At 37.1% G+C, this 20,398-nt stretch carries 16 protein-coding genes; 5 read left to right on the forward strand and 11 right to left on the reverse strand.

Annotated elements, in window-relative coordinates; translation table 11 throughout:
• Positions 1-63 precede the first annotated feature (63 nt).
• From ACN0NP_RS02125 to ACN0NP_RS02135, 3 genes are all read right to left on the reverse strand, one after another.
• Complete coding sequence (locus tag ACN0NP_RS02125) at positions 64-1,554, reverse strand: sensor histidine kinase (RefSeq protein ID WP_423217466.1); 1,491 nt, start codon at positions 1,552-1,554, stop codon at positions 64-66.
• Positions 1,526-2,221 (reverse strand): response regulator transcription factor, encoded by a 696-nt coding sequence (locus ACN0NP_RS02130; protein WP_074479895.1) that lies wholly within the window; start codon positions 2,219-2,221, stop codon positions 1,526-1,528. Before ACN0NP_RS02130 ends, ACN0NP_RS02125 begins: the two co-directional genes overlap by 29 nt.
• A gap of 88 nt (positions 2,222-2,309) precedes the next feature.
• Positions 2,310-3,191: a DUF3114 domain-containing protein gene (locus ACN0NP_RS02135; protein ID WP_423217467.1), complete on the reverse strand. Its 882-nt coding sequence runs from the start codon at positions 3,189-3,191 to the stop codon at positions 2,310-2,312.
• 81 nt (positions 3,192-3,272) lie between these two features.
• On the opposite strand from ACN0NP_RS02135, the gene ACN0NP_RS02140 reads away from it, so the two are divergent.
• Together ACN0NP_RS02140 and ACN0NP_RS02145 are read left to right on the forward strand one after the other, a co-directional pair.
• Positions 3,273-3,791, forward strand: a complete 519-nt coding sequence (locus ACN0NP_RS02140) for a TetR/AcrR family transcriptional regulator (RefSeq protein ID WP_021142857.1) — start codon at positions 3,273-3,275, stop codon at positions 3,789-3,791.
• A gap of 114 nt (positions 3,792-3,905) precedes the next feature.
• Positions 3,906-5,675 carry an oleate hydratase gene (locus tag ACN0NP_RS02145; RefSeq protein WP_423217666.1) on the forward strand — a complete coding sequence of 590 codons (1,770 nt, stop codon included), beginning with the start codon at positions 3,906-3,908 and terminating at the stop codon, positions 5,673-5,675.
• A gap of 64 nt (positions 5,676-5,739) precedes the next feature.
• Here ACN0NP_RS02145 and ACN0NP_RS02150 read toward each other — a convergent pair whose 3' ends face one another.
• From ACN0NP_RS02150 to ccpA, 6 genes are all read right to left on the reverse strand, one after another.
• Positions 5,740-7,638, reverse strand: coding sequence for a right-handed parallel beta-helix repeat-containing protein (locus ACN0NP_RS02150; protein ID WP_423217468.1), 1,899 nt, complete (start codon positions 7,636-7,638; stop codon positions 5,740-5,742).
• A gap of 124 nt (positions 7,639-7,762) precedes the next feature.
• Positions 7,763-10,297 carry an RICIN domain-containing protein gene (locus ACN0NP_RS02155; RefSeq protein WP_423217469.1) on the reverse strand — a complete coding sequence of 845 codons (2,535 nt, stop codon included), beginning with the start codon at positions 10,295-10,297 and terminating at the stop codon, positions 7,763-7,765.
• Between the two features lie 143 nt (positions 10,298-10,440).
• Positions 10,441-12,387 carry a threonine--tRNA ligase gene (thrS, locus tag ACN0NP_RS02160; protein WP_024343725.1) on the reverse strand — a complete coding sequence of 649 codons (1,947 nt, stop codon included), beginning with the start codon at positions 12,385-12,387 and terminating at the stop codon, positions 10,441-10,443.
• Positions 12,388-12,737: 350 nt separating this feature from the next.
• Positions 12,738-14,072: a glycosyltransferase family 4 protein gene (locus ACN0NP_RS02165; RefSeq protein WP_033153123.1), complete on the reverse strand. Its 1,335-nt coding sequence runs from the start codon at positions 14,070-14,072 to the stop codon at positions 12,738-12,740.
• A gap of 1 nt (position 14,073) precedes the next feature.
• The gene (locus ACN0NP_RS02170) at positions 14,074-15,072 is read right to left on the reverse strand and encodes a glycosyltransferase family 4 protein (RefSeq protein ID WP_045797679.1); all 999 of its coding nucleotides are present in this window, start codon (positions 15,070-15,072) and stop codon (positions 14,074-14,076) included.
• Between the two features lie 82 nt (positions 15,073-15,154).
• Entirely contained in the window at positions 15,155-16,159 is a 1,005-nt protein-coding gene (gene ccpA / locus ACN0NP_RS02175) for a catabolite control protein A (RefSeq protein ID WP_021142864.1), read from the reverse strand.
• A 340-nt stretch (positions 16,160-16,499) separates the two neighbouring features.
• On the opposite strand from ccpA, the gene ACN0NP_RS02180 reads away from it, so the two are divergent.
• Entirely contained in the window at positions 16,500-17,585 is a 1,086-nt protein-coding gene (locus ACN0NP_RS02180) for a M24 family metallopeptidase (protein ID WP_024343723.1), read from the forward strand.
• Positions 17,586-17,619: 34 nt separating this feature from the next.
• Here the strand turns inward: ACN0NP_RS02180 and ACN0NP_RS02185 are convergent, their stop codons facing one another.
• The gene (locus tag ACN0NP_RS02185; protein ID WP_243602712.1) at positions 17,620-17,946 is read right to left on the reverse strand and encodes a DMT family transporter; all 327 of its coding nucleotides are present in this window, start codon (positions 17,944-17,946) and stop codon (positions 17,620-17,622) included.
• A 127-nt stretch (positions 17,947-18,073) separates the two neighbouring features.
• On the opposite strand from ACN0NP_RS02185, the gene ACN0NP_RS02190 reads away from it, so the two are divergent.
• Positions 18,074-18,568 (forward strand): NAD(+) diphosphatase, encoded by a 495-nt coding sequence (locus ACN0NP_RS02190; RefSeq protein WP_021142868.1) that lies wholly within the window; start codon positions 18,074-18,076, stop codon positions 18,566-18,568.
• A 16-nt stretch (positions 18,569-18,584) separates the two neighbouring features.
• Here the strand turns inward: ACN0NP_RS02190 and ACN0NP_RS02195 are convergent, their stop codons facing one another.
• On the reverse strand, positions 18,585-19,475 hold the full coding sequence (locus tag ACN0NP_RS02195; RefSeq protein ID WP_423217470.1) for a LysR family transcriptional regulator: 891 nt from the start codon (positions 19,473-19,475) through the stop codon (positions 18,585-18,587).
• A 176-nt stretch (positions 19,476-19,651) separates the two neighbouring features.
• Between ACN0NP_RS02195 and ACN0NP_RS02200 the strand changes: the two genes are divergently transcribed.
• Complete coding sequence (locus ACN0NP_RS02200; RefSeq protein ID WP_004232843.1) at positions 19,652-20,380, forward strand: DUF554 domain-containing protein; 729 nt, start codon at positions 19,652-19,654, stop codon at positions 20,378-20,380.
• Positions 20,381-20,398 lie beyond the last annotated feature (18 nt).

Here is a 20,398-nt window from a genome sequence, read left to right on the forward strand (position 1 = left end):
TTATTCTAAGGATTTGCGCTCTTACAAAATTGTAAGACATAAAAAACTTGTAGAAATTATATTCTACAAGTCCTTTTTATTTTGCTGTACTGGCAACATAATCACAAATGTTGTTCTATCTTTTGTGGAGTCAACTTGAATCTTACCATGATGACGGTCTATGATTTCTTTAGTAATGGCAAGACCAATCCCAAAATGTCCACCTTCACCTTTATAAAAACGTTCAAAAAGGTGTGCTTGGTCTTTGGCTGAAATTAGGTTACCGTCATTTGAAAGACGAATTTCAACCTGATTAGTAAGCCTTCTACTAGAAATTGTGATTTCTTTTTTCGCATAGCGAACAGCATTTGACAAAATGTTCGTTATCGCACGCTCAATTAATTTTTCATCAGCTTCAATATCAAGGTAATCTTCCTCAAAATCATGCTTAAAACTAATTCCACGCGCATCAGCTTTCGCTTTTAAGTGCCAACTAACATCATACAACAAATCAATTAAATTAAAACTTTCAAGTTTCAAGGTCTGTTGCGTCGATTCCATTTTTGATAAAGTCAAGATATCATCAACAAGCTCCGCCATTTTACGACTTTCATCCAGTATGACTGCTGCCGCTTCTTTATCATCAGCAGCTACCCCTTCTTGAATAGCTTCCGCATAACCTTGAATAGACATCAAAGGCGTCCGCAATTCATGCGATGAATTTTGGAAAAAGAGTTGCTGACTGCGCTGGTTGGCGTCAATCATATCATTCATACGATCAACTGTTTGACCAACCTCATTAAACTCTCGGTAAGCAAAATTTTCTGGTTGCAAGTCACGCTCGCGATTACCAACACGTAAGATATAAGATTTTAAAGCACCAAAATGCTTATCAAGTTTACGCGATGTCAAAAAGATTGTTATGATAGCAACCAAGCCAACAATCACCATTAGCGAAAGCAATAAGTAGTTGATGTACCGTTCAAAATCCGCAATCGGCGTAACATTGGCAAAGACAAAAACATAATAATTCTGTGACTTTTCGTCGTCATTAGTTTGTTTAATATAGCCTTCTCCAAGCGTTCCTGAGTACTCTTGCATCTTGACCATGTAAGTAGAATCGTAAACTTTTAATTTTTTAAATTGCTGTGAATCAGTATCTAGCTCTTCATCAAACCAATCCGTTTCAGTTTTATCTGAGAAATAATCAACGACTTTTTCAGAGATTTGCTTTTCAGATAAATCATAAGTCGATGCTGAGATGTATTTGATGCTAAAGTCTTCATCGACGATAGCATATGTCGTTTCAAAAATATTTCCATCAAGTATCTTAGAAGAATCATTTCCCACATAACGTGCATCTAAAATATCATACTGACTTTGAACAGCTCTAAAAGCCTCTTCTGCCAAAAATAATTTTAATAACCCATTAAAGATGAGCATAATTATCGCAAACGCAGTAACTAAAATTGTCAGTGGCTGTAAAAATAAGGTCGTTCTAAAGCGGGATTGTCTTCTTCTTTTCTTGAAAAAATGGCCTGTCTTATCAGTCTTTTTTCGTGAGTTTGAATCCATAGCCCCAAACCGTTTCAATAAGGACATGACTGTCAACCCCTCTCAATTTTTTACGCAAGCGCTTAATAGTATCATCCGTCACACGTGTCTCAACTTCGCTGTCATATCCCCAGACTTGGCGCAAAAGTTCATCACGAGAAACAGCCTCCTCACTGTGAGCCATCAACACCTTCAAAAGCTCGAATTCTGTGTTGGTTAACTTGATGTTTTTACCTTGATAAGTCGCAGAACGTTCTTTGTCAGACAAGACTAACTCATCATAGCTTAATGAGTCGGAAGAGTCTTTATTACTATGTTCTTGAGTCATAGGCGTGCGCGCTAAAATCGCTTTGACCCGTAGACTTAATTTTAAAGGTGAGAATGGTTTTGTGAAGTAGTCATCAGCTCCCGCAGAAAAACCTTTGACAAAATCATCATCGCTATCACGCGCCGTCAAAAGAATGATTGGAACGTCTGAACGCTTACGAAGAAGTCCAGCAATATCGATGCCATTTGTTCCTGGCATCATGACATCAAGAATCACAACATCTGCCGCTTCTTCCATAAAACGTAACAAAAGCTGATCTCCCGTTTCAAATACTTCAACTTCTAAATCCTGTTTTCGTAAAAATGAGGCAATTAAGTCGCGGATATTTTTCTCATCATCAGCCACATATACCTTTGCCATTTGACACCTCTCAAGCTAATTTCTTACCTTCATCATACCATAATTTTAATGAAAACAAGCAAGCCCAACTGGACTTGCCACAAAAAACTTACAATTTATTCATAGATTTTAATTCTTTCAAAAATACGCGACGAAGCGCTAGGCTCCTACGGTATGACGACTTTCCATTTTTAGAATAAACACCTTTTCTATTAAAATAGCTGCGCTGCCAATCACTATGCCAAGGTCTTCTCACCCAAAGTGGTGCTACAAAAGCATTTCCTCGATTAGCTAAGATATGCTTTCGAAAAAGCGGGTCATGTTGCTTAATTGCTGCAACATCAAGTTCATAATGCCTCTGATTATTTTGATTGGCGTAGTTAAAACTGGCACCATTAATGATGCCATTATGTGTTTGACCTTGCGGATCAATTTCATTTGCAAAACGGCCATTGCTATCAAGGATAAATTCGGTGTGAAATGCCATGAGGATTTTAAAATTGACAGGTAATTCAAATCCTAAAATAGGACGTCTTGGTGCTTTATTGTGAAGTCTAGCTGACTCTGTCACATCAAAATCAAAATTTTTCCGCCAAAAACGACGTTTTTTCTTGCCTTTGAGAAAAGCTAAAAGCGATGTCCAATCATTTTTGGCTGGATAATATTCTCTCACCCACTGAGCCTGATAGGCTGAAATGACATAACGAAATTGATGGACTTGATGGGCTAAAAGCGTGTCCTCTGCCATACTCTCACCTGGAAAAGCTAGCTGAACAAGTCTTGCTAATTCACTCCAAAAAGGATCATCTGGGGCTAAATCATCTGAAAATTGATTCACCAATTTTCTCGTCTGTGCCACTTCTCCTGTTAATTCTAAAGGCATTTGTGCGATTTTCATGAGCTCAGTAAGCATTTGTCTTGCTTGATGCTGTTTCATTATAGCTCTGCTATTTTCCCAAAAAAGGAAAAACTCTTTGTCTCCGATTTTCATAGGTCAATTATAGCACATTGCAGCGCTAACACCTTTTTTAAAGAGGCTTGTGATAAAATAACTATAGATAGAGGGAAATTTATGAAGACTTTAACGGAACAAGCTTTTGCTCAAGCTTTAAAAGAGATTATGGCAAAAAAATCTTTTGACAAAATTACTGTCACTGAACTCGTCCAACACTTAAAGGTTAATCGTCAGACCTTTTATTATCATTTTAACGATCTGTATGATCTTTTGGAACAAATCTATATTTCTGACGGTGAACGAATGATTGGCGATAATCGAACCAATGATTCATGGGAAAAAGGAATGCTAGCCCTTTTTCATTATATTCAAGATAACAAAGCTTTCGTCTGCAACACTTACTACTCCGTTAACCGCAATTATTTAGAACATTTTCTGTACGACCGTGCTTACGACTTAATTAAACCTGTTCTAGAAGAAAAAGGGCTTGATTTGACAGAAGAAGAAATCGAATTTCGTGTGCATTTCTATAAATATGGTCTGGTTGGTTTTATTTTAGACTGGATTGATTCAGGCTTACAAGAAAATCCTCAAGACTTAGCACACCGTATTTACCAGCTACTTGAAAAACTGTAGCTAAACAATCACTCAAATATGTCAAAATTTTAGACAAGGTGTTTACCTTGTCTATTTTGTTTTTCGCAAAAAAGCGCTTTAATGAAGATAATCACAGAAACGGAGTTGACACGTATGTATTATTCTAATGGTAATTATGAAGCTTTTGCTCGACCTAAAAAGCCTGAAAATGTTGACCAAAAATCAGCTTATATTGTCGGTAGTGGATTAGCAGCTCTTTCGACAGCTGTTTTCCTTGTTCGCGATGGGCAAATGCAAGGTAATCATATCCATATCCTAGAAGAACTAAAACTTCCTGGTGGCAGTATGGATGGGATTAAAAACGACCGTCTAGGCTATATTATTCGTGGTGGACGTGAAATGGAACCTCATTTTGAAGTACTTTGGGATTTATTCCGTTCGATTCCTTCACTCGAAAATCCTGACCACTCAATCTTGGATGAATTTTACTGGCTCAACAAAGAAGACCCTTGTTACGCTAAGACACGTGTTATTCATGACCGCGGCAAAGCTATTCCAGATGATGGCAAGCTAACATTATCAGAAAAAGCCATCAAAGAAATTATCGATTTAATTTTGATGCCTGAAAGCAAACTTGAAAATGTTCAGATTGACCAAGTTTTTGATGATGAATTTTTCAAATCTAATTTCTGGCTTTATTGGTGTACTATGTTTGCCTTCGAACCGTGGTCAAGTGCCATGGAAATGCGCCGTTATCTCATGCGCTTCATCCAACACGTTGGCTGCCTAAAAAATCTTTCTTCTCTTCGTTTTACAAAATACAATCAGTATGAATCATTGATTTTGCCAATTGTGCACTATTTGACAGAACACGGTGTTAATTTTAGTTATGACACTACAGTCACAAATATTTTGGTTAATCGCAAAGTTCAAGACAAAGTTGCCACAAAAATTGAATTTACAAAAGCTGGCAAACAAGAAGAAATCTTTTTAACTCCAGATGATTTAGTCTTTGTAACAAACGGTTCAATCACCGAAAGTACAACATATGGTGATAATGACCACCCTGCTCCTGTCAAACACACATTAGGTGCTAGCTGGGAACTCTGGCAAAAATTAGCTACACAAGATGACAGTTTTGGTCACCCGGAAGTCTTCTGCCAAAATATTCCTGACGCTAACTGGACTATTTCTGCTACTATCACTTTTAAAGACAAACGTATCGCTCCTTATATCGAAGCTGTTAACCATAAAGACCCTTACAGTGGTTCAATCGTAACTAGCGGTCCAACTAGTATAAAAGATTCTAACTGGCTTTTAGGTTATTCAATCAGTCGTCAACCGCATTTCAAAGCTCAAAAAGACAATGAACTCGTTATTTGGCTTTACCCTCTTTACACAGACCGTAAAGGAAATTACATCGACAAACGACCTGATGAATGTACTGGTAAGGAACTCTGTCAAGAATGGCTCTATCACATGGGCGTTCCAGAAAATGAAATTGCAGAAATCGCAAACGCAGCTTCTACTATTCCTTGCCACATGCCCTATATCACAACTTATTTCATGCCACGTGGCTTAAATGACCGTCCACTAGTCGTGCCAAAACACAGTAAAAACCTCGCCTTTATCGGTAACTATGCCGAAACACCAAGAGATACTGTCTTTACAACCGAATACTCTGTCAGAACTGCCATGGAAGCTGTCTACACTTTACTCGATGTTGACCGTGGAGTTCCTGAAGTCTTTGCGTCAGCTTTTGATATCCGCATGTTGCTCAATGCCCTTTACTACCTAAATGACCAAAAATCATTGATAGAAATGAATATTTCTTGGACAGAGCAAACTCTTTTAAAAGAGGCTCTAAAAAAAATTCATGGAACTTATATCGAAGAACTCCTTAAAGAATACCATTTACTATAAACAACTCAAATTTTAATCATTCAAAATAGCCCCTCAATAGAGGGGCTATTTTAGACTATAATATCTAGTAAATATTAAATGCTGTTTTGCCAGGAATTTTATTTGCCTGACAGTTTGCAATGATTGTATTTTTGGTGCTTTCAACTGATTTACGAATGCTTGATTGGTTACCAGAAGCTGGTGTCGTAACTGAGCGACCGCTTGGTAGTTTATCAGCACTCTTGCCACTAAATCCTTGAACAGATGTCCAACCTTTAATGCTCAATGGTTGAATATAGTAATTATAACCATTATCAAAAGCTACACAGTGATTGAAATACCCTGTAACTGAGCTATTATTGTTATCAAATCCTTTTTTAGCTTCATCAAAAGCAAGACAGTAAGAAAGGCTACGAGTTACACTTGATTTTGAGTTGACAGAACCAAGTTTGAAACCATTTGGATTTCCATCAAATGAACTACCAGTCCAAGCTGAAAGACTAACTGTTCCAGCATCCGTTTGGATGAAATTACCTGAAGGCAAGCTGAATTTTCCTTTAGCATAGTTTGAAGCAAATGAAGCGTCTTTCGCCTTAATCAACTGTACCAAATGAAGATTTCCATCTAGAGCTTTTTTGTGGTCAAAATCATATTTACCTGTAAAGACATCTGGATTACCATTATTCCAAACCGCACAATTTGTGTACGTGATATCTGGTGTCACATCACCAGCTTTATCGAATGAATCCCAACCATCGTCAGAATTGTCCCAAGCATAACAGTATGTAAAGGTATTGCCTGTTCCAGCACCAAGTTTTGGTGCAAATCCGTCAGCATTACCACCGCGAGTGTAAACATCACAATTACGATAGCTGTAAATCGCTTCGATTGTATTTTTGTATGCGCCTGCTGTTATTTGCAAACCAGCGTCGTTATTATAACGAACGATACAGTTTGAAACTTTGTTGTTGCTAGCAGTTTTTCCTTTGATTTGGATACCGTTGTCTGGTGCGTGTTCGACAATCAGATTTTGAACAGTGTAGTTAGAACCTGAAATTCTTACACCAACAGCCGCATCTGATGAAGCTTTACCTACATATTTAGCCATAAAATTTGAAAAATCAAGTTCAGGATAAGAACCGTCAGCATTCTGAACACCGATGATTTGAACATTCGCATTTGCTTTTGAAAGCGCAATTTGTCCATCGCAAGCAATCTTTTGCCCTTTGACATAAACTTTACCACCACCAGCTTTTTCAGCTTTAGAAATCGCTGAAAGAAGGTCTTTGTAAGTTGAGACAGTTGTATTTGCCGCTGCTAATGAAGTGGAGATTGTAGCTTCATCAGCAGTTTCAACTTCTGAAAGATTAACTTCTGTGCTATCACTTGTGCTACTTTGTTCTTGACTTTCAGACGTACTTTCTGTTGTACTTTCATCAGTTGCCTCAGCAGAATTCACTTCTAATTTAAAAATTTCGACATCGCCAACTTTAGCACGTAAGTAAACAAAACCATCATTTTCTGCGTAAGTATAAGAATCTTCACTGACTTCAGATTTTGCCTCTAGACTTGTTAACTCTTGACCCTGCTCATCAAAAATAGCTAAACTTGCTGATTCAGTATCAGAATTACGTTTCATAGTAACTTTGATAACATCATTAGTTGAAACAGGAATTTTGATAGCATTATCATTTTGCTCACTCTGAGACTTCAATAATAGCGCATTAGAGTAGTCATTCCCAGCAACGGTAACCGACTCAGCTAAAGTGCTCAATGGACTATTTTCATTAGCTTCAAATGTTAAGCCATCAATTGTTTTCTCAGATGAAAGCGAAGCTAAATCTGTAAATTTAGAATCACTGAAGTTCCATACAGAATCAGCTTTTACAATCACTGGACCAGGTCCAAAATTGGACAAAAGCGCAGCTAAGGCTAATAATAGACCAAAGCCAGTCGATAACGATTTGTGTTTTAAGTTTCGCATATTTACTCCCCCTTTTTTGCGAGCGCTTACTAAATTTTAACACGTAGTTAGCCGATTTCTCCTCTTTTGCAAATCTGGAAAACATAAAAAGAAGCTCTTTCGAGCTTCTCATTGATTCTTATGTTTAATTGATTGGATAAACTAAAGAGCTATTATGAACACCAGCATATTTAACTACCCAATTTTTAGCATCTTGAGGTGAGCGAGTCGCATAACCATAATTACTACTAGGTCTCCAACTAGTTCCACCAGCAATTTTGGCAGTAGAAATATCCCATGATAAAATACTTCCGTTATCTGTAAATCTACCAATGTTATTCATACCATTGACTACACAACCTTTGTGACTGCCAGCTTCGAAAACATTCTTTTCAGAATAGATATTACATTCAGTGTATGGCGTATATCCCAAATCAAAATCTGACACGTAGTTATTATAACAATGGAAATAGCCATATCTCATCAAACCAGGAGCTCTTGTCAAAGTTTGTCTGAAGTAGTTATTACTAATAGTCATGCATGGGTAGCCTCGATAAGTATTTTTCCCATCTTCTTGAGGATAACCTAAAATCAAGCCATATTTATGACCTCCAAAGAAACAACCATTAACAGAAACAAAATTTGCTTTTAAGCCAACATATAAAAATTTATCCGTGTCATTGTGGTGAATATTAGCGTCTCTATTCATATCATGACCAGGCCATGAACAATGGTCAAGCCAAAAATTATTACCGTCTGAAATATACATTTGAATATCATCATTATTATTAATAGTTACCGAATGTGTAAAGGTAATATTTTTGTAGATATTATTTCCAGATGCTTGAATATTTCTAAAATGAATATTGTTCAAAGTATTTGCTTGATAAGAACCAACAAAGGTTTTATTTGAACCAACGTTTACTTTAGTTAATGTATTTTGTGAGAGATTAGCACCAATAATAATGGTATAAGGTGTTGAACCTGCCGCATAATTTTGAAGGTCCTTCAGAGATTTAACCGTTACAACTTTACCAAATACCCCACCTGTAACACAGGCTTTTTCACGATTTGACATATCTTTAGAATAGCCAGCAAACCCTTCAACTCCATAAGAATTAACACGGAAATTTTGAGCGGCTGAACCGTTATACTGTTCTAGTCTATAGCTATTATTGGATAACGTTAATGCTAAATTAGTATTACTATTATTGACAATCTTATAATTTAGAGCTGTTCCATAAGCATCTTTTTTAGTAGCAACAATTTGCCAGTACTGTGATTTATCCCCACTAGACACTGTTGCTCCAGCAACACCAGCACCTGCGCTTGCTTTACTAGAATATGGTGTCAAACAAAAACCAGTATCACTATTAACAATGCGATAAACACCGTTATTAACGTAAGACAAAATCCATCTATTTGATACACCACTTGACTTAACCGATGTTAAAGCTGCACCATTTTTTCCAGTATCATTGAGATAATTACCATCTTGAGTATTAACAAATTGTAATTGTTGTTCTGGATAGACATTACCAAGCGGTGAATGTTTGCCTGCAGATTGAGAATCTTGGCTATTACTATCTTCATTAATCGCTTCAAAACGGAATTGTTGGCAGGCTAGACCGTTGTAAGTCCATGTATCAATATTTCCTTTATCAGCAGTTGACCAGTCATAAACATCAAGTGCTTGCTTGTTGCCTGAACATTTTGTTTGAAGGCAGAAAACACCTGATTGATCAGTTTTAACTGGTAAGAATTTTTGAGGATCAAGACCATTAGCATCGTAAATTTGAATGTTAGTACCATCTGAAGTACCACCATTTGCTACATCAAGCATACGCCCTGATGCCATACCTGTTTTTAAAGTAATGTAGCCATTACCAACATTTTTGACATACCATTTTTGGCAAGGGTAACCATTACCTGAAAATTGTTGAACATTTGCTCCATTAGCATCTTTACCATCAGCTACTTCAAGATATTTTTGACTATTGATATTTTTAATATAGTACCAACCATCAGCAATTTGACCAGTTGCCACCTTGCTTTCTTCAAGCCATGAGCTATCTTCCTGATTACCAAGCAAATCACTGGTATCAAGGGTCGTTGACGCTTCTGTCGTACTTTCATCAGTTGACTCAAGTTCAATCTTGAAAACGTCAATATCGCTATCTTTTGAATAGAGATAAAGATTATCAGCTCCACCAGAATAAGCATAAGACTCTGTGCTAGCTGTGCTTTTTGCAGCTAGGCTTGTCAATTCTTGACCTTGACTATCAGCAATCGCAAGATTTGCTTGCTCATTATCTGATGCATTTTGTAAAGTCACTTTAATCGTACACTCCCCAGAAACTGGGACTTGTGCAGACTGAGTTTCTTTACTTCCTTGAGCCGGTAAGGTTAAGGCATATGAATAGTCGCTCCCATCGACTGTCACTACCTTTGGTTTAATTTCTAGTGGTTTCTCTTTAGTTGCCAACAGAGTTAAACCATCAATCGTTACCGCATCGGTAATAGTTCCCAAATCCTTAAAACTTGCCTCTTCAAAATTCCATGAAGATCCCGATGTCGTATCGGCGTTGACAATTACTGGTCCAAGACCAGAAAATAGAGCTGCCATCACCAAAATAAATCTAGACAGCGCAGACGACAAGCGTCTTGTAAGTTTTCGCATTTTTTACTCCCCCTTTTTGCAAGCGATTACTTTTATTTTAACACTTATGGATAAAAAGCAACTACTTTTGCAAATCTGGAAAACATAAAAAGAAGCCCCGCAGGACTTCTTTTTTACCGAATTTATTATGCAAATATAAGGGATTATTCAGCGTCTGGACGAGATTTACGGTCAATATCAGCCATGATATTTTCAACAAATTCATCGATAGATTCTGTATGAGTTTGTTTGCTACCGTAACGACGAACGTTAACTGTCTTATCAGCCATTTCTTTATCACCAACGATTAATTGGTAAGGAATTTTCTTAGTTTGGCTTTGACGGATTTTAAGTTGCATTTTTTCGTTACGTTCATCAACGTCAACACGAACACCTTTGTCACGAAGAACTTTAGCTACTTCCCAAGCATAGTCAACGTGAGCTTCGTTAGAAACTGGGATTACAGTTACTTGGTGAGGAGCAAGCCATGTTGGGAATGCACCTTTGTAGTTTTCAATCAAGATAGCTGTGAAGCGTTCCATTGTTGAGATAACACCACGGTGAATCATAACTGGACGGTGTTCTTCACCATCAGCACCAACATATGTAAGACCAAAACGTTCTGGAAGAAGGAAGTCAAGTTGGATAGTTGACAATGTTTCTTCGTTACCAAGAGCTGTCTTAACTTGGATATCAAGTTTTGGACCGTAGAAGGCTGCTTCACCTTCAGCTTCGAAGTAATCAACGCCCATTTCATCCAATGCTGCTTTCAACATTGATTGAGCATTTTCCCACATTTCATCGTCATCGTAGTATTTGTGAGTATCTTTAGGGTCACGCAATGAAAGACGGAAACGGTAGTCAGTCAAGTTGAAATCTTCGTAAACGTCGATAATCAATTGAAGAGCTTTTTGGAATTCGTCTTGGATTTGTTCAGGTGTTACGAACAAGTGACCATCATTAAGAGACATTTCACGAACACGTTGAAGACCTGACAAAGCACCAGATTTTTCGTAACGGTGCATCATACCGATTTCAGCGATACGGATTGGCAATTCACGGTATGAGTGTACGTGGTGTTTGTAAACTTGGATGTGGTGTGGGCAGTTCATTGGACGAAGAACGAATTCTTCACCATCACCCATATCCATTGTTGGGAACATGTCTTCACGGTAGTGATCCCAGTGACCTGAAGTTTTGTAAAGGTCAACTGAAGCCAATGGTGGAGTGTAAACGTGAAGGTATCCTGAAGCGACTTCTTTATCAACGATGTAACGTTCCAAAGTACGACGGATTGTAGCACCATCTGGCAACCAGAATGGAAGACCTTGACCAACTTCTTGAGAAATCATGAACAAATCAAGTTCTTTACCAAGTTTACGGTGGTCACGTTCTTTAGCTTCTTGACGTTGTTTAAGATAAGCTTTAAGGTCTTTTTTATCAAACCAAGCAGTACCATAGACACGTTGCATCATAGCGTTGTCGCTATTTCCACGCCAGTAAGCACCAGCAACGTTCAATAGGTGGAAGACTTGGATACGTCCAGTTGAAGGAACGTGTGGGCCACGGCAAAGGTCTGTAAATTCACCTTGTGTGTAAACAGTAAGACCACCTTCGTCTTCACCGTGTTCTTCAATCAATTCAAGTTTGTAAGGATCGTTTTTGAACAATTCACGCGCTTCTTCGATAGAAATTTCTTTACGAACGCATGGAAGGTTTTCTTTAACGATTTTTTTCATTTCTTCTTCGATACGAGGAAGATCTTCATCAGTGATTTGACCTGATTTGTTATCTGTATCGTAGTAGAAACCATTTTCGATTGCAGGACCTACACCAAGGCAAAGGTCTGGGAAAAGACGTTTAGCAGCTTGGGCAAAAAGGTGAGCTGCAGAGTGACGCAAAATTGAAAGTGCATCTTCGTGATCAGGTGTCACAACTTCGATGCTACCATCTTCTGTAATTTCACGTGTGGTATCAATCAATTCTCCGTTAAATTTACCAGCCAAAGCTTTTTTAGCTAGTGAATTACTGATACTTTGAGCAATTTCAAAAGTTGTTACACCAGATTCAAATTCGCGCACAGCGCCATCTGGAAAAGTAATTTTAACCATACTATTCTCCTTTAAAAGATTTACATTGTTGAGAATTCCTTTTTGGGAACCGGGCAAAAGGAATTTGACGAGTTCACAATGCTTTTTTCTCGAGATAAAAGAAAAACGACGCCCAAAAAGGACGTCGTAACGTGGTTCCACCTTCATTTATCTACGACAAAAAAGAGTCGTAAACCTCAAATCGGCTATATCGTAGCCACCGTTTTATGTTTGCATAAAAAGCAAAGGAAGTAGTATTGAATCAGTCAACCTGCGCCCTTCTCACCAACCGGCACTCGCTCTAAAGGTTAAACCCTGTTCAACTTGTCTTCGATAGCTATTATAACACGAATTTTTTATTTTTCAAGAACTTAGTTAAGGAAATCTCGAATTGAATTAATTAAACGTTTTGGTGCCTTAAAAACTTTGGCAGATGTTTTAACCGTTGCTTTTGCAGCTTCTGCTGGAAGTTTGATAGCAGAGTGAGCAATTTTTACAGATGTTTTTTCGCGTTTTCTACGAACAGTCAATGAGAATTTTTCTTTTTTCTTATTCTTAGCAGAAATCAAAACATCCAAATAAAAGGCATAAACTGATTTTCCAAAATGTTCAGCTGAGATAGCATACATCTTAGCTTGATAGGCTTTTTCATCCATTTTAGGAGTATTTTCAATAGCATCTAAAATAGCATTTGCCAAATCCTCTTCTTGATAGAAAAGTGTTCCAAACATTTTTTGGTCAATAATATCATCCAAGTAAGGATTTCCGTGCGCGATAACTGGTGTTCCACTGGCAAGACTTTCAGTGTATGTGAGACCTTGGGTTTCACTTGTTGAAGCCGAAATAAAGAAATCAGCAGCTTTGTAGTAAATCGCTGTTTGATCGTGTGGCACCATTCCAGTGAAAATAACCTTTTCCTCGATACCAAGTTCAGCAACCATTTTTTTAAGGTCAGAAAGATATGGTCCATCACCAACAACAACCAGTCTAACACGACTATTTTGCGCTAGAACATTTGGAAATTGTTGGATAATCGCTTGTATATTTTTTTCATGAGAAATACGTGACAGACTTAGCAACATTGTCTCGTCCTCGGCAATTCCAAGTTGCTCACGAAGTGCCATAGCATCTTCTTTTGTGATGTCCTTGCGTTCGTATTCTTCAACACGGATTCCTGTTGGAATAACACGTTTTGGAATCTTGATATCATAACCATCAAGCAAGTTTAACACAATACGTGATGGACAAATCACACCGTCCAAATCATTTAAATACCCGCGAACAATATACTTAACCATCCCAGGTTTAATGATTTTTCCTTTAGCAATATAACCAACATAATCCTCATATTGCGTGTGATAAGTGTGAACGACTGGAATCCTTAGCGCAGCTGCAATCATTTTTCCAAGCATACCAACACTGAACTCTGTCTGTGTGTGAATAATATCTAGTTTATATTGTTTAGCAATTTTATATGACGAAATCAATCCACGATAGACAATACGGCGATCTGTAAAAGAAATAAAAGGAACGCTTGGAAGTCTGATAATCGTCGGATCTTCATAGCGCTTAACCGCTTTATCTGTGGTTGTAAAGATATAAACTTCGTGCCCTTCTTTCTCCAATTCTTCCTTAAGGGTGCAAATACTTGTTGCTACCCCGGAAACTTGAGGAAAATAGGTGTCCGTAAATAATCCTATTCTCATTTTACAACTCCATTACTTTGTGATAAACATCAACCAATTCATGAGCAACCTTATCAATACTACGACTCTCAGCAATATGATAACCTGCTTCTTGTTTTTCACTATTTCCTGATAAAACTTTTCGTAAAGCTTTAACGAAACCATCAACGTCAGTTGCTAACTCAGCACAGCTGTCATCAACCCAACCATGGTAAACTGGAATGTCACGCACGACAACATGTTGGTGGCTAGCAAGGGCTTCAAGAACGACGATTCCTTCTGTTTCCTCACGACTTGGGAAAAAGAAGGCGTCAGCACCACTCATGGCCCCTTCAAAAACATCCCCTTTGATATAACCAGCAAAGGTAACATTATCTGGATGTTTGCGTGTCACGATGCTTCGAACTTTATGTGGAATAACCCATTTATTTGTTTCACCAAACCAAATAAAACGCACATCAGGCATTTGTTTAGCAACTTCAACAAATTCATCAATACCTTTTCGCATGAAGTAAAGCCCAGCACAAATAACAACTTTTTCATCTGGTTTAATGCCAAAATGACGTCTAAAAGTTTCCTCTTTAGCAGGATTTGGCACATAACGTGACAAATCAATACCATTTGAAACAGCATAAATAGGTTTGTCAACACCATAACCACTGATTAATGATTTTGAGTATTCTGTCGGCGTAATAATGGCATCTGCATTGTTATAAAAATGACAAAGGTACCATCTAAAAATTGGTGATACTAAATTAGAGCCAATAAATGAATTACGAAAATCTTCCTCTGTTGAATGACCATGCATCAACACTTTTTTACCAGCTTTTTTAGATTTTTTTAGTAATTTCCAGCTCTTAATTCCATAAGTATTGATATGCACTAAATCATAATCATCGTCTGGATTTGTTGTATAATCTTGACCAACCATGGTAAGCGCACGTTCTTGGTGCTTAATGGCACGACCAATTCCTGATTTTCTTAAATAATTTTCGGCTTCCAAATACAGTAAAACTTTCATAAACTCTATTATAGCCTATTTTGTAATATTTTTCACTAAAGCTCAAAAAAATCAGCCCTAAGGCTGATTTCAGATAAATAAATTATTGACGTGATGTACCACGTAATTTAAGACCATGATTAAGAATGATTTCTTTTTCTTCAAGTTCTTCTTTATTCATGATTTTAGTCAACATACGCATGCTGACAGCTCCAAGGTCATAAACCGGTTGACTGATTGAGCTGAGGTTTGGACGTGTGTATGAAGTAATTGGTGAGTCATTACTTGTAATGATTTCAAAGTCTTCAGGAACTTTTTTACCTGCAGCAAACAAGCCGTTCAAAAGACCTGCAGCTAATTCATCTTCAGCTACATAAGCAGCTGTTGCACCTGAGTTCATCACACGTTGAGCAAGCTCATAACCATCTTTGTAGTTATAGTTTGCTTCAAATACAAGTCCTTCTTTGAATGAAAGATTGTTCTTTTCAAGTCCTTCTTTGTAACCAGCAAGACGAACTTTACCATTGATTTCGTCAATAAGTGGTCCTGAAACAAAGGCAATATCTTTATTGTTTTTAGCTAAAATATCAACAACATCTGCTACAGCAGCTTTGTAATCAATATTAACACTTGGAAGTTGATGTTCTAAATCAACTGTCCCTGCTAGAACAACTGGTGTGCGTGAGCGAGAGAACTCTGCACGAATTTTTTCAGTCAAATGGTGACCCATGAAGATAATACCATCAACTTGTTTAGCAAACAAAGTGTTTACGACATTAACTTCTTTATCGTCATCTTCATCACTTGATGCAAGAACGATATTGTATTTGTACATAGCAGCAATGTCATCAATCCCTCTCGCTAAAATTGAGAAATAGCTATTAGCGATATTTGGAATAACAACACCAACAGTTGTCGTTTTCTTACTTGCCAAACCACGAGCAACTGCATTTGGACGATAGTCTAAACGGTCAATAACTTCAAGGACTTTTTTACGAGTGTTTTCCTTTACATTTTTATTACCATTTACAACACGACTAACTGTTGCCATTGAGACGCCAGCTTCACGTGCAACGTCATAAATTGTAATCGTATCATCAGTGTTCATTATTGGACTTCCTTTCTATTTGAAAATTTCGCTTTCAAAGATATTTTACCACCTTTTGGAAACACTTTCAAGGGTAAACTCATTATTTTTGGAAAGTTTTCATATATTGAAAACGTTTAATGTTTTGTTTTTCTCATAAAGGTCTTAGAAAGGCAAAAAATAGTTATTTTCAGAAAATTTCCTGCTATTTTTTAAAGCAATTTATGAAACGTTTTCACATTTTCATCTACTTTTTAGCCTGATTTTGTGAAAATTAAGCATATTTAATTTTTTTAGAGCAAGCTCTTGATTTTTTTGAATTTTTTTGAAAAAATGGGGATAATTAGAAAGAAGGTTTCGCATGTCTAAATTAGATCAAATCCGTTCATACCTTACTCAAGAAAAAGCAAACATTGCTGTTTTCTCTGATCCTGTTACTGTAAACTACTTAACTGGTTTCTTCTGCGATCCACACGAACGTCAAATGTTCCTTTTTGTCTATAGCAATCGTGAACCAGTTCTCTTTGTACCAGCACTTGAAGTTGCTCGTGCTAGTGCAATCCTAAACTTCCCTGTTTTTGGTTATGTTGATTCTGAAAACCCTTGGGAAAAAATCAAAAACGGTCTTCCTTCAGTTGATAGCGCCAAAATTCTTGCTGAATTTGACAATCTAAACGTTACAAAATTCCAAGGATTGCAAACAGTCTTTGACGGACGTTTTGAAGACCTTACTCCTTTCGTTCAAAAAATGCGCCTTATCAAATCTCAAGATGAAATCGATAAAATGATGATTGCTGGTGAGTATGCTGATAAAGCTGTCAAAGTTGGTTTTGACAATATCTCACTTAACAACACTGAAACTGACGTCATTGCCATGATTGAATTTGAAATGAAAAAACAAGGCGTTGAAAAAATGAGTTTCGAAACTATGGTCTTGACTGGAGATAACGCTGCAAATCCACATGGTATTCCTGGTACAAATAAAATCGAAAACAATGCCCTACTTTTGTTTGACCTTGGTACAGATATGCATGGATATGCTAGTGATATGACTCGTACAGTTGCCGTTGGTAAACCTGACCAATTCAAAAAAGATATCTACAACTTGTGCTTAGAAGCTCACATGGCAGCTCTTGATTTCATCAAACCTGGTGTTACTGCTAGCGAAGTTGATGCGGCTGCTCGTAAAGTTATTGAAAAAGCAGGTTACGGTGAATACTTCAACCACCGTCTTGGTCACGGTATTGGTATGACATGTCACGAATTTCCTTCAATCATGGAAGGTAACGACATGGAAATCCAAGAAGGTATGTGCTTCTCAGTTGAACCTGGTATTTACATTCCTGGAAAAGTTGGTGTCCGCATCGAAGATTGTGGTCACGTCACAAAATCAGGCTTCGAAGTCTTCACACACACACCAAAAGAATTGTTGTACTTTGAAGGATAATCACAAAAAAAGACAAGCCTTAATGGCTTGTTTTTTAATGCCCAGCATTTCCTAATAAATTAACCATTAAAACGCCTATAATAATCAAAATCAAGCCGATAACCGTATAGACATTGATTTTTTCGTTGAAAATCATGACAGAAATAATAGCTGTAAAAACTAGTCCGACGGCAGACCAAGTGGCATAAGCTACGCCAAGTGGTATTTTCTTCAACGACAACGACAAGAAAAAGAAGCAAATGCCATAACTAAGCAGTGCTGAAATGCTTTGAATAGGCTTCGTAAAGCCAGCAGATAATTTTAATAAATTAGTTCCTAAAAGCTCGCCAACAATGGCAAATAACAAATATAAATAAGACATTTTTTCTCCCTTCAATATCATTTTATAGAAAAATAATCTAAAAACTAGTCTTGAATTTTTTCAATCATTTGCGAGGTATAGGTTTTATTGGTAAAATGGCTTTTAAGCAATTCAAAAAGAGGTTCTTATGTTTTATAAAACAATGACATATTGTCCCGAATGTGGGCATCCTTTAGAAAAGAAATTCTTAGAGCATGAGGGTGACATTCCCTACTGCTCACAGTGTGAAAGTTTTCGTTTTCCAGTATTTAATACCGCTATTAGCGCAATTTTATTTAACGAAACTCATGATAAAATTCTCTTGATAAAACAATATAATATGCCTCAGCACATTCTGCTTGCAGGTTATGTATCTCAAGGAGAAAATGCGGAGGCAACAGTTGCCCGAGAAATCAATGAAGAATTAGGCTTGACAGTCAAATCGCTAACTTTTAACGCTACTAAATATTACGAACGCAGCAACTCACTGATGATTAATTTCGCGGTAACTGTCACTGGAGATGTCAATCCCAACTACGAGATTGATGACTGGGATTGGTTTTCAATAGCTGAAGCTAAAAGAGCCATTAAAGACGGGTCATTAGCAGAACAATTTTTACTAGAATTTTTAGCTAAAATTTAAAAGGATTGAGAAAAACTCAATCCTTTTTCTTATACTTTTCTTGCATTTCTTGCCAAAATTTTTGAACTGCTGCAGACTGATTCTGCTTCAATTTCATCAAAACCATTTTAGAATCTTTTGTGATATCAAGTGGTATAAAAACAATTTCCTTGTTGTCAAATGGCAAAACCATCTTTTCCATCATCAAGGAAATCCCCAAATCATTTTCAATAAAGTCAATAATCAAATTGATGCGATTGCCCTTGTATGTGACCTCAGGGTCAAAATGATAAGCATGGCAAAGCTCTAAAAAAGGCTGCATCAGCTGTGTTTGCTCACTGAGCTGCAAGATTTTTTCATCAGAAAGTTCTTCAAGGTTAATACTATTTCTATCTGCCAAATGATGTGCACTTGGCAAAACAACTACCCAACGGTCACGATCAATCGTAATAGTTTCAACATTTTGAGGCAATTTACTCGTAAACTGTCTAGCAAAAATGATATCACACTTCTGCTTAAGTAAATTTTCCAATAAGATATCTGCTTCCTCTTCTTCAACCTTCACTTCAAACTGTCTGTGACGTTTTTTAAAACCAGCTATCTCTGAAATAATGGCGTAAAAAGGCATACTCGGAATACCATGTAGAACAAGCTTTGACGCATTATCTTCTTTCATCTGCGATAAATCATTCATCATTTTTTGGTGATTTGCTAGAATCATTTCCGCATATTTTTTAACCACTTGCCCTTCTCTAGTGATGGCAATATGACGTCGATTACGGTGAAATAATGACACGCCAAGCTCTTTTTCTAAAGCCATGATTTGCTTTGAAACATTTCCTTGACTTGTATAAAGACGTTCTGCTGTTTCTGTATAATTAAGCGTCTCACACAATGATATAAAGACTTGTAACTTCTGAAGATTCATCCACATCCTCCTACTTATTCCATTTTAGAATAACTTATCACTAAATGCAAATTGATTTTTAACTTATTCGTGTTACACTAGTTATTAGGAAAAATATATTGTCACCTTAAGTCGCTTGTTTTTACAAGTGAGCTTATTTTTTTGCTTTATTTTAAATCTTAAAAAGGAGGAACTATATGCCAACTGGTGTTATTATCAATTCTTTTGCCATTATTTTCGGAGGAATCCTCGGAGGCATTTTTGGTCATATCTTGTCTGAAGATTTTAAAAATCAGCTAAATCTTATTTTCGGTGTTTGTTCAATGGGGATGGGGATCTCATCTATTGGACTTATGAAATACATGCCTGCAGTTATCTTCGCTATCGTTGTGGGAACTGCTATTGGTCTTGCCATTAATCTCGGTGAATGGATTAATAAAGGGGGCATTTTGATGCAAAAAGCCGTCTCAAAAATCTTGCCACAAAAGCACAGCCAACTCTCAAATGACGAATTTCTGGCTACTTTGCTTACTGTCATCGTTCTTTTCTGTGCCAGCGGAACTGGGATTTACGGTAGTCTTGACTCAGGTATGACTGGAGATTCTACCATTTTAATTTCAAAATCTATCCTTGACTTCTTTACTGCTGCTATTTTTGCATGTAATCTTGGCTTTGTGGTTTCACTTATCGCTATTCCTCAATTCATCATCTTTACAGCTCTCTTTTTACTTGCAGGTGTCATTGTACCGTTAACAACACCTGATATGATTGCTGACTTTAAAGCCTGCGGTGGTTTTCTCATGGTAGCAACAGGTTTTCGAATGATTCGTGTCAAAATGTTTCCAACAGCTGACATGATTCCAGCCATGGTTATTGTTATGCCACTATCATGGTTCTGGGTCAACGTCATCATGCCCTTGCTATAAATAATGAAAATTTTAGAA

Origin of the sequence: Streptococcus equinus (assembly GCF_049393805.1) — a bacterium.
Classification (GTDB): Bacteria; Bacillota; Bacilli; order Lactobacillales; family Streptococcaceae; genus Streptococcus; species Streptococcus equinus.

Bases quoted from the DNA above. Each gene is read 5' to 3' on its own strand.
- ACN0NP_RS02185 (WP_243602712.1), bottom strand. From the start codon at position 17,946: ATGTCTTATTTATATTTGTTATTTGCCATTGTTGGCGAGCTTTTAGGA.
- ACN0NP_RS02155 (WP_423217469.1), bottom strand. From the start codon at position 10,297: ATGCGAAAACTTACAAGACGCTTGTCGTCTGCGCTGTCTAGATTTATT.
- ACN0NP_RS02200 (WP_004232843.1), top strand. From the start codon at position 19,652: ATGCCAACTGGTGTTATTATCAATTCTTTTGCCATTATTTTCGGAGGA.
- ACN0NP_RS02125 (WP_423217466.1), bottom strand. From the start codon at position 1,554: ATGGATTCAAACTCACGAAAAAAGACTGATAAGACAGGCCATTTTTTC.
- thrS (WP_024343725.1), bottom strand. From the start codon at position 12,387: ATGGTTAAAATTACTTTTCCAGATGGCGCTGTGCGCGAATTTGAATCT.
- ACN0NP_RS02135 (WP_423217467.1), bottom strand. From the start codon at position 3,191: ATGAAAATCGGAGACAAAGAGTTTTTCCTTTTTTGGGAAAATAGCAGA.
- ACN0NP_RS02140 (WP_021142857.1), top strand. From the start codon at position 3,273: ATGAAGACTTTAACGGAACAAGCTTTTGCTCAAGCTTTAAAAGAGATT.
- ACN0NP_RS02130 (WP_074479895.1), bottom strand. From the start codon at position 2,221: ATGGCAAAGGTATATGTGGCTGATGATGAGAAAAATATCCGCGACTTA.
- ccpA (WP_021142864.1), bottom strand. From the start codon at position 16,159: ATGAACACTGATGATACGATTACAATTTATGACGTTGCACGTGAAGCT.
- ACN0NP_RS02180 (WP_024343723.1), top strand. From the start codon at position 16,500: ATGTCTAAATTAGATCAAATCCGTTCATACCTTACTCAAGAAAAAGCA.
- ACN0NP_RS02165 (WP_033153123.1), bottom strand. From the start codon at position 14,072: ATGAGAATAGGATTATTTACGGACACCTATTTTCCTCAAGTTTCCGGG.
- ACN0NP_RS02170 (WP_045797679.1), bottom strand. From the start codon at position 15,072: ATGAAAGTTTTACTGTATTTGGAAGCCGAAAATTATTTAAGAAAATCA.
- ACN0NP_RS02145 (WP_423217666.1), top strand. From the start codon at position 3,906: ATGTATTATTCTAATGGTAATTATGAAGCTTTTGCTCGACCTAAAAAG.
- ACN0NP_RS02150 (WP_423217468.1), bottom strand. From the start codon at position 7,638: ATGCGAAACTTAAAACACAAATCGTTATCGACTGGCTTTGGTCTATTA.
- ACN0NP_RS02190 (WP_021142868.1), top strand. From the start codon at position 18,074: ATGTTTTATAAAACAATGACATATTGTCCCGAATGTGGGCATCCTTTA.
- ACN0NP_RS02195 (WP_423217470.1), bottom strand. From the start codon at position 19,475: ATGAATCTTCAGAAGTTACAAGTCTTTATATCATTGTGTGAGACGCTT.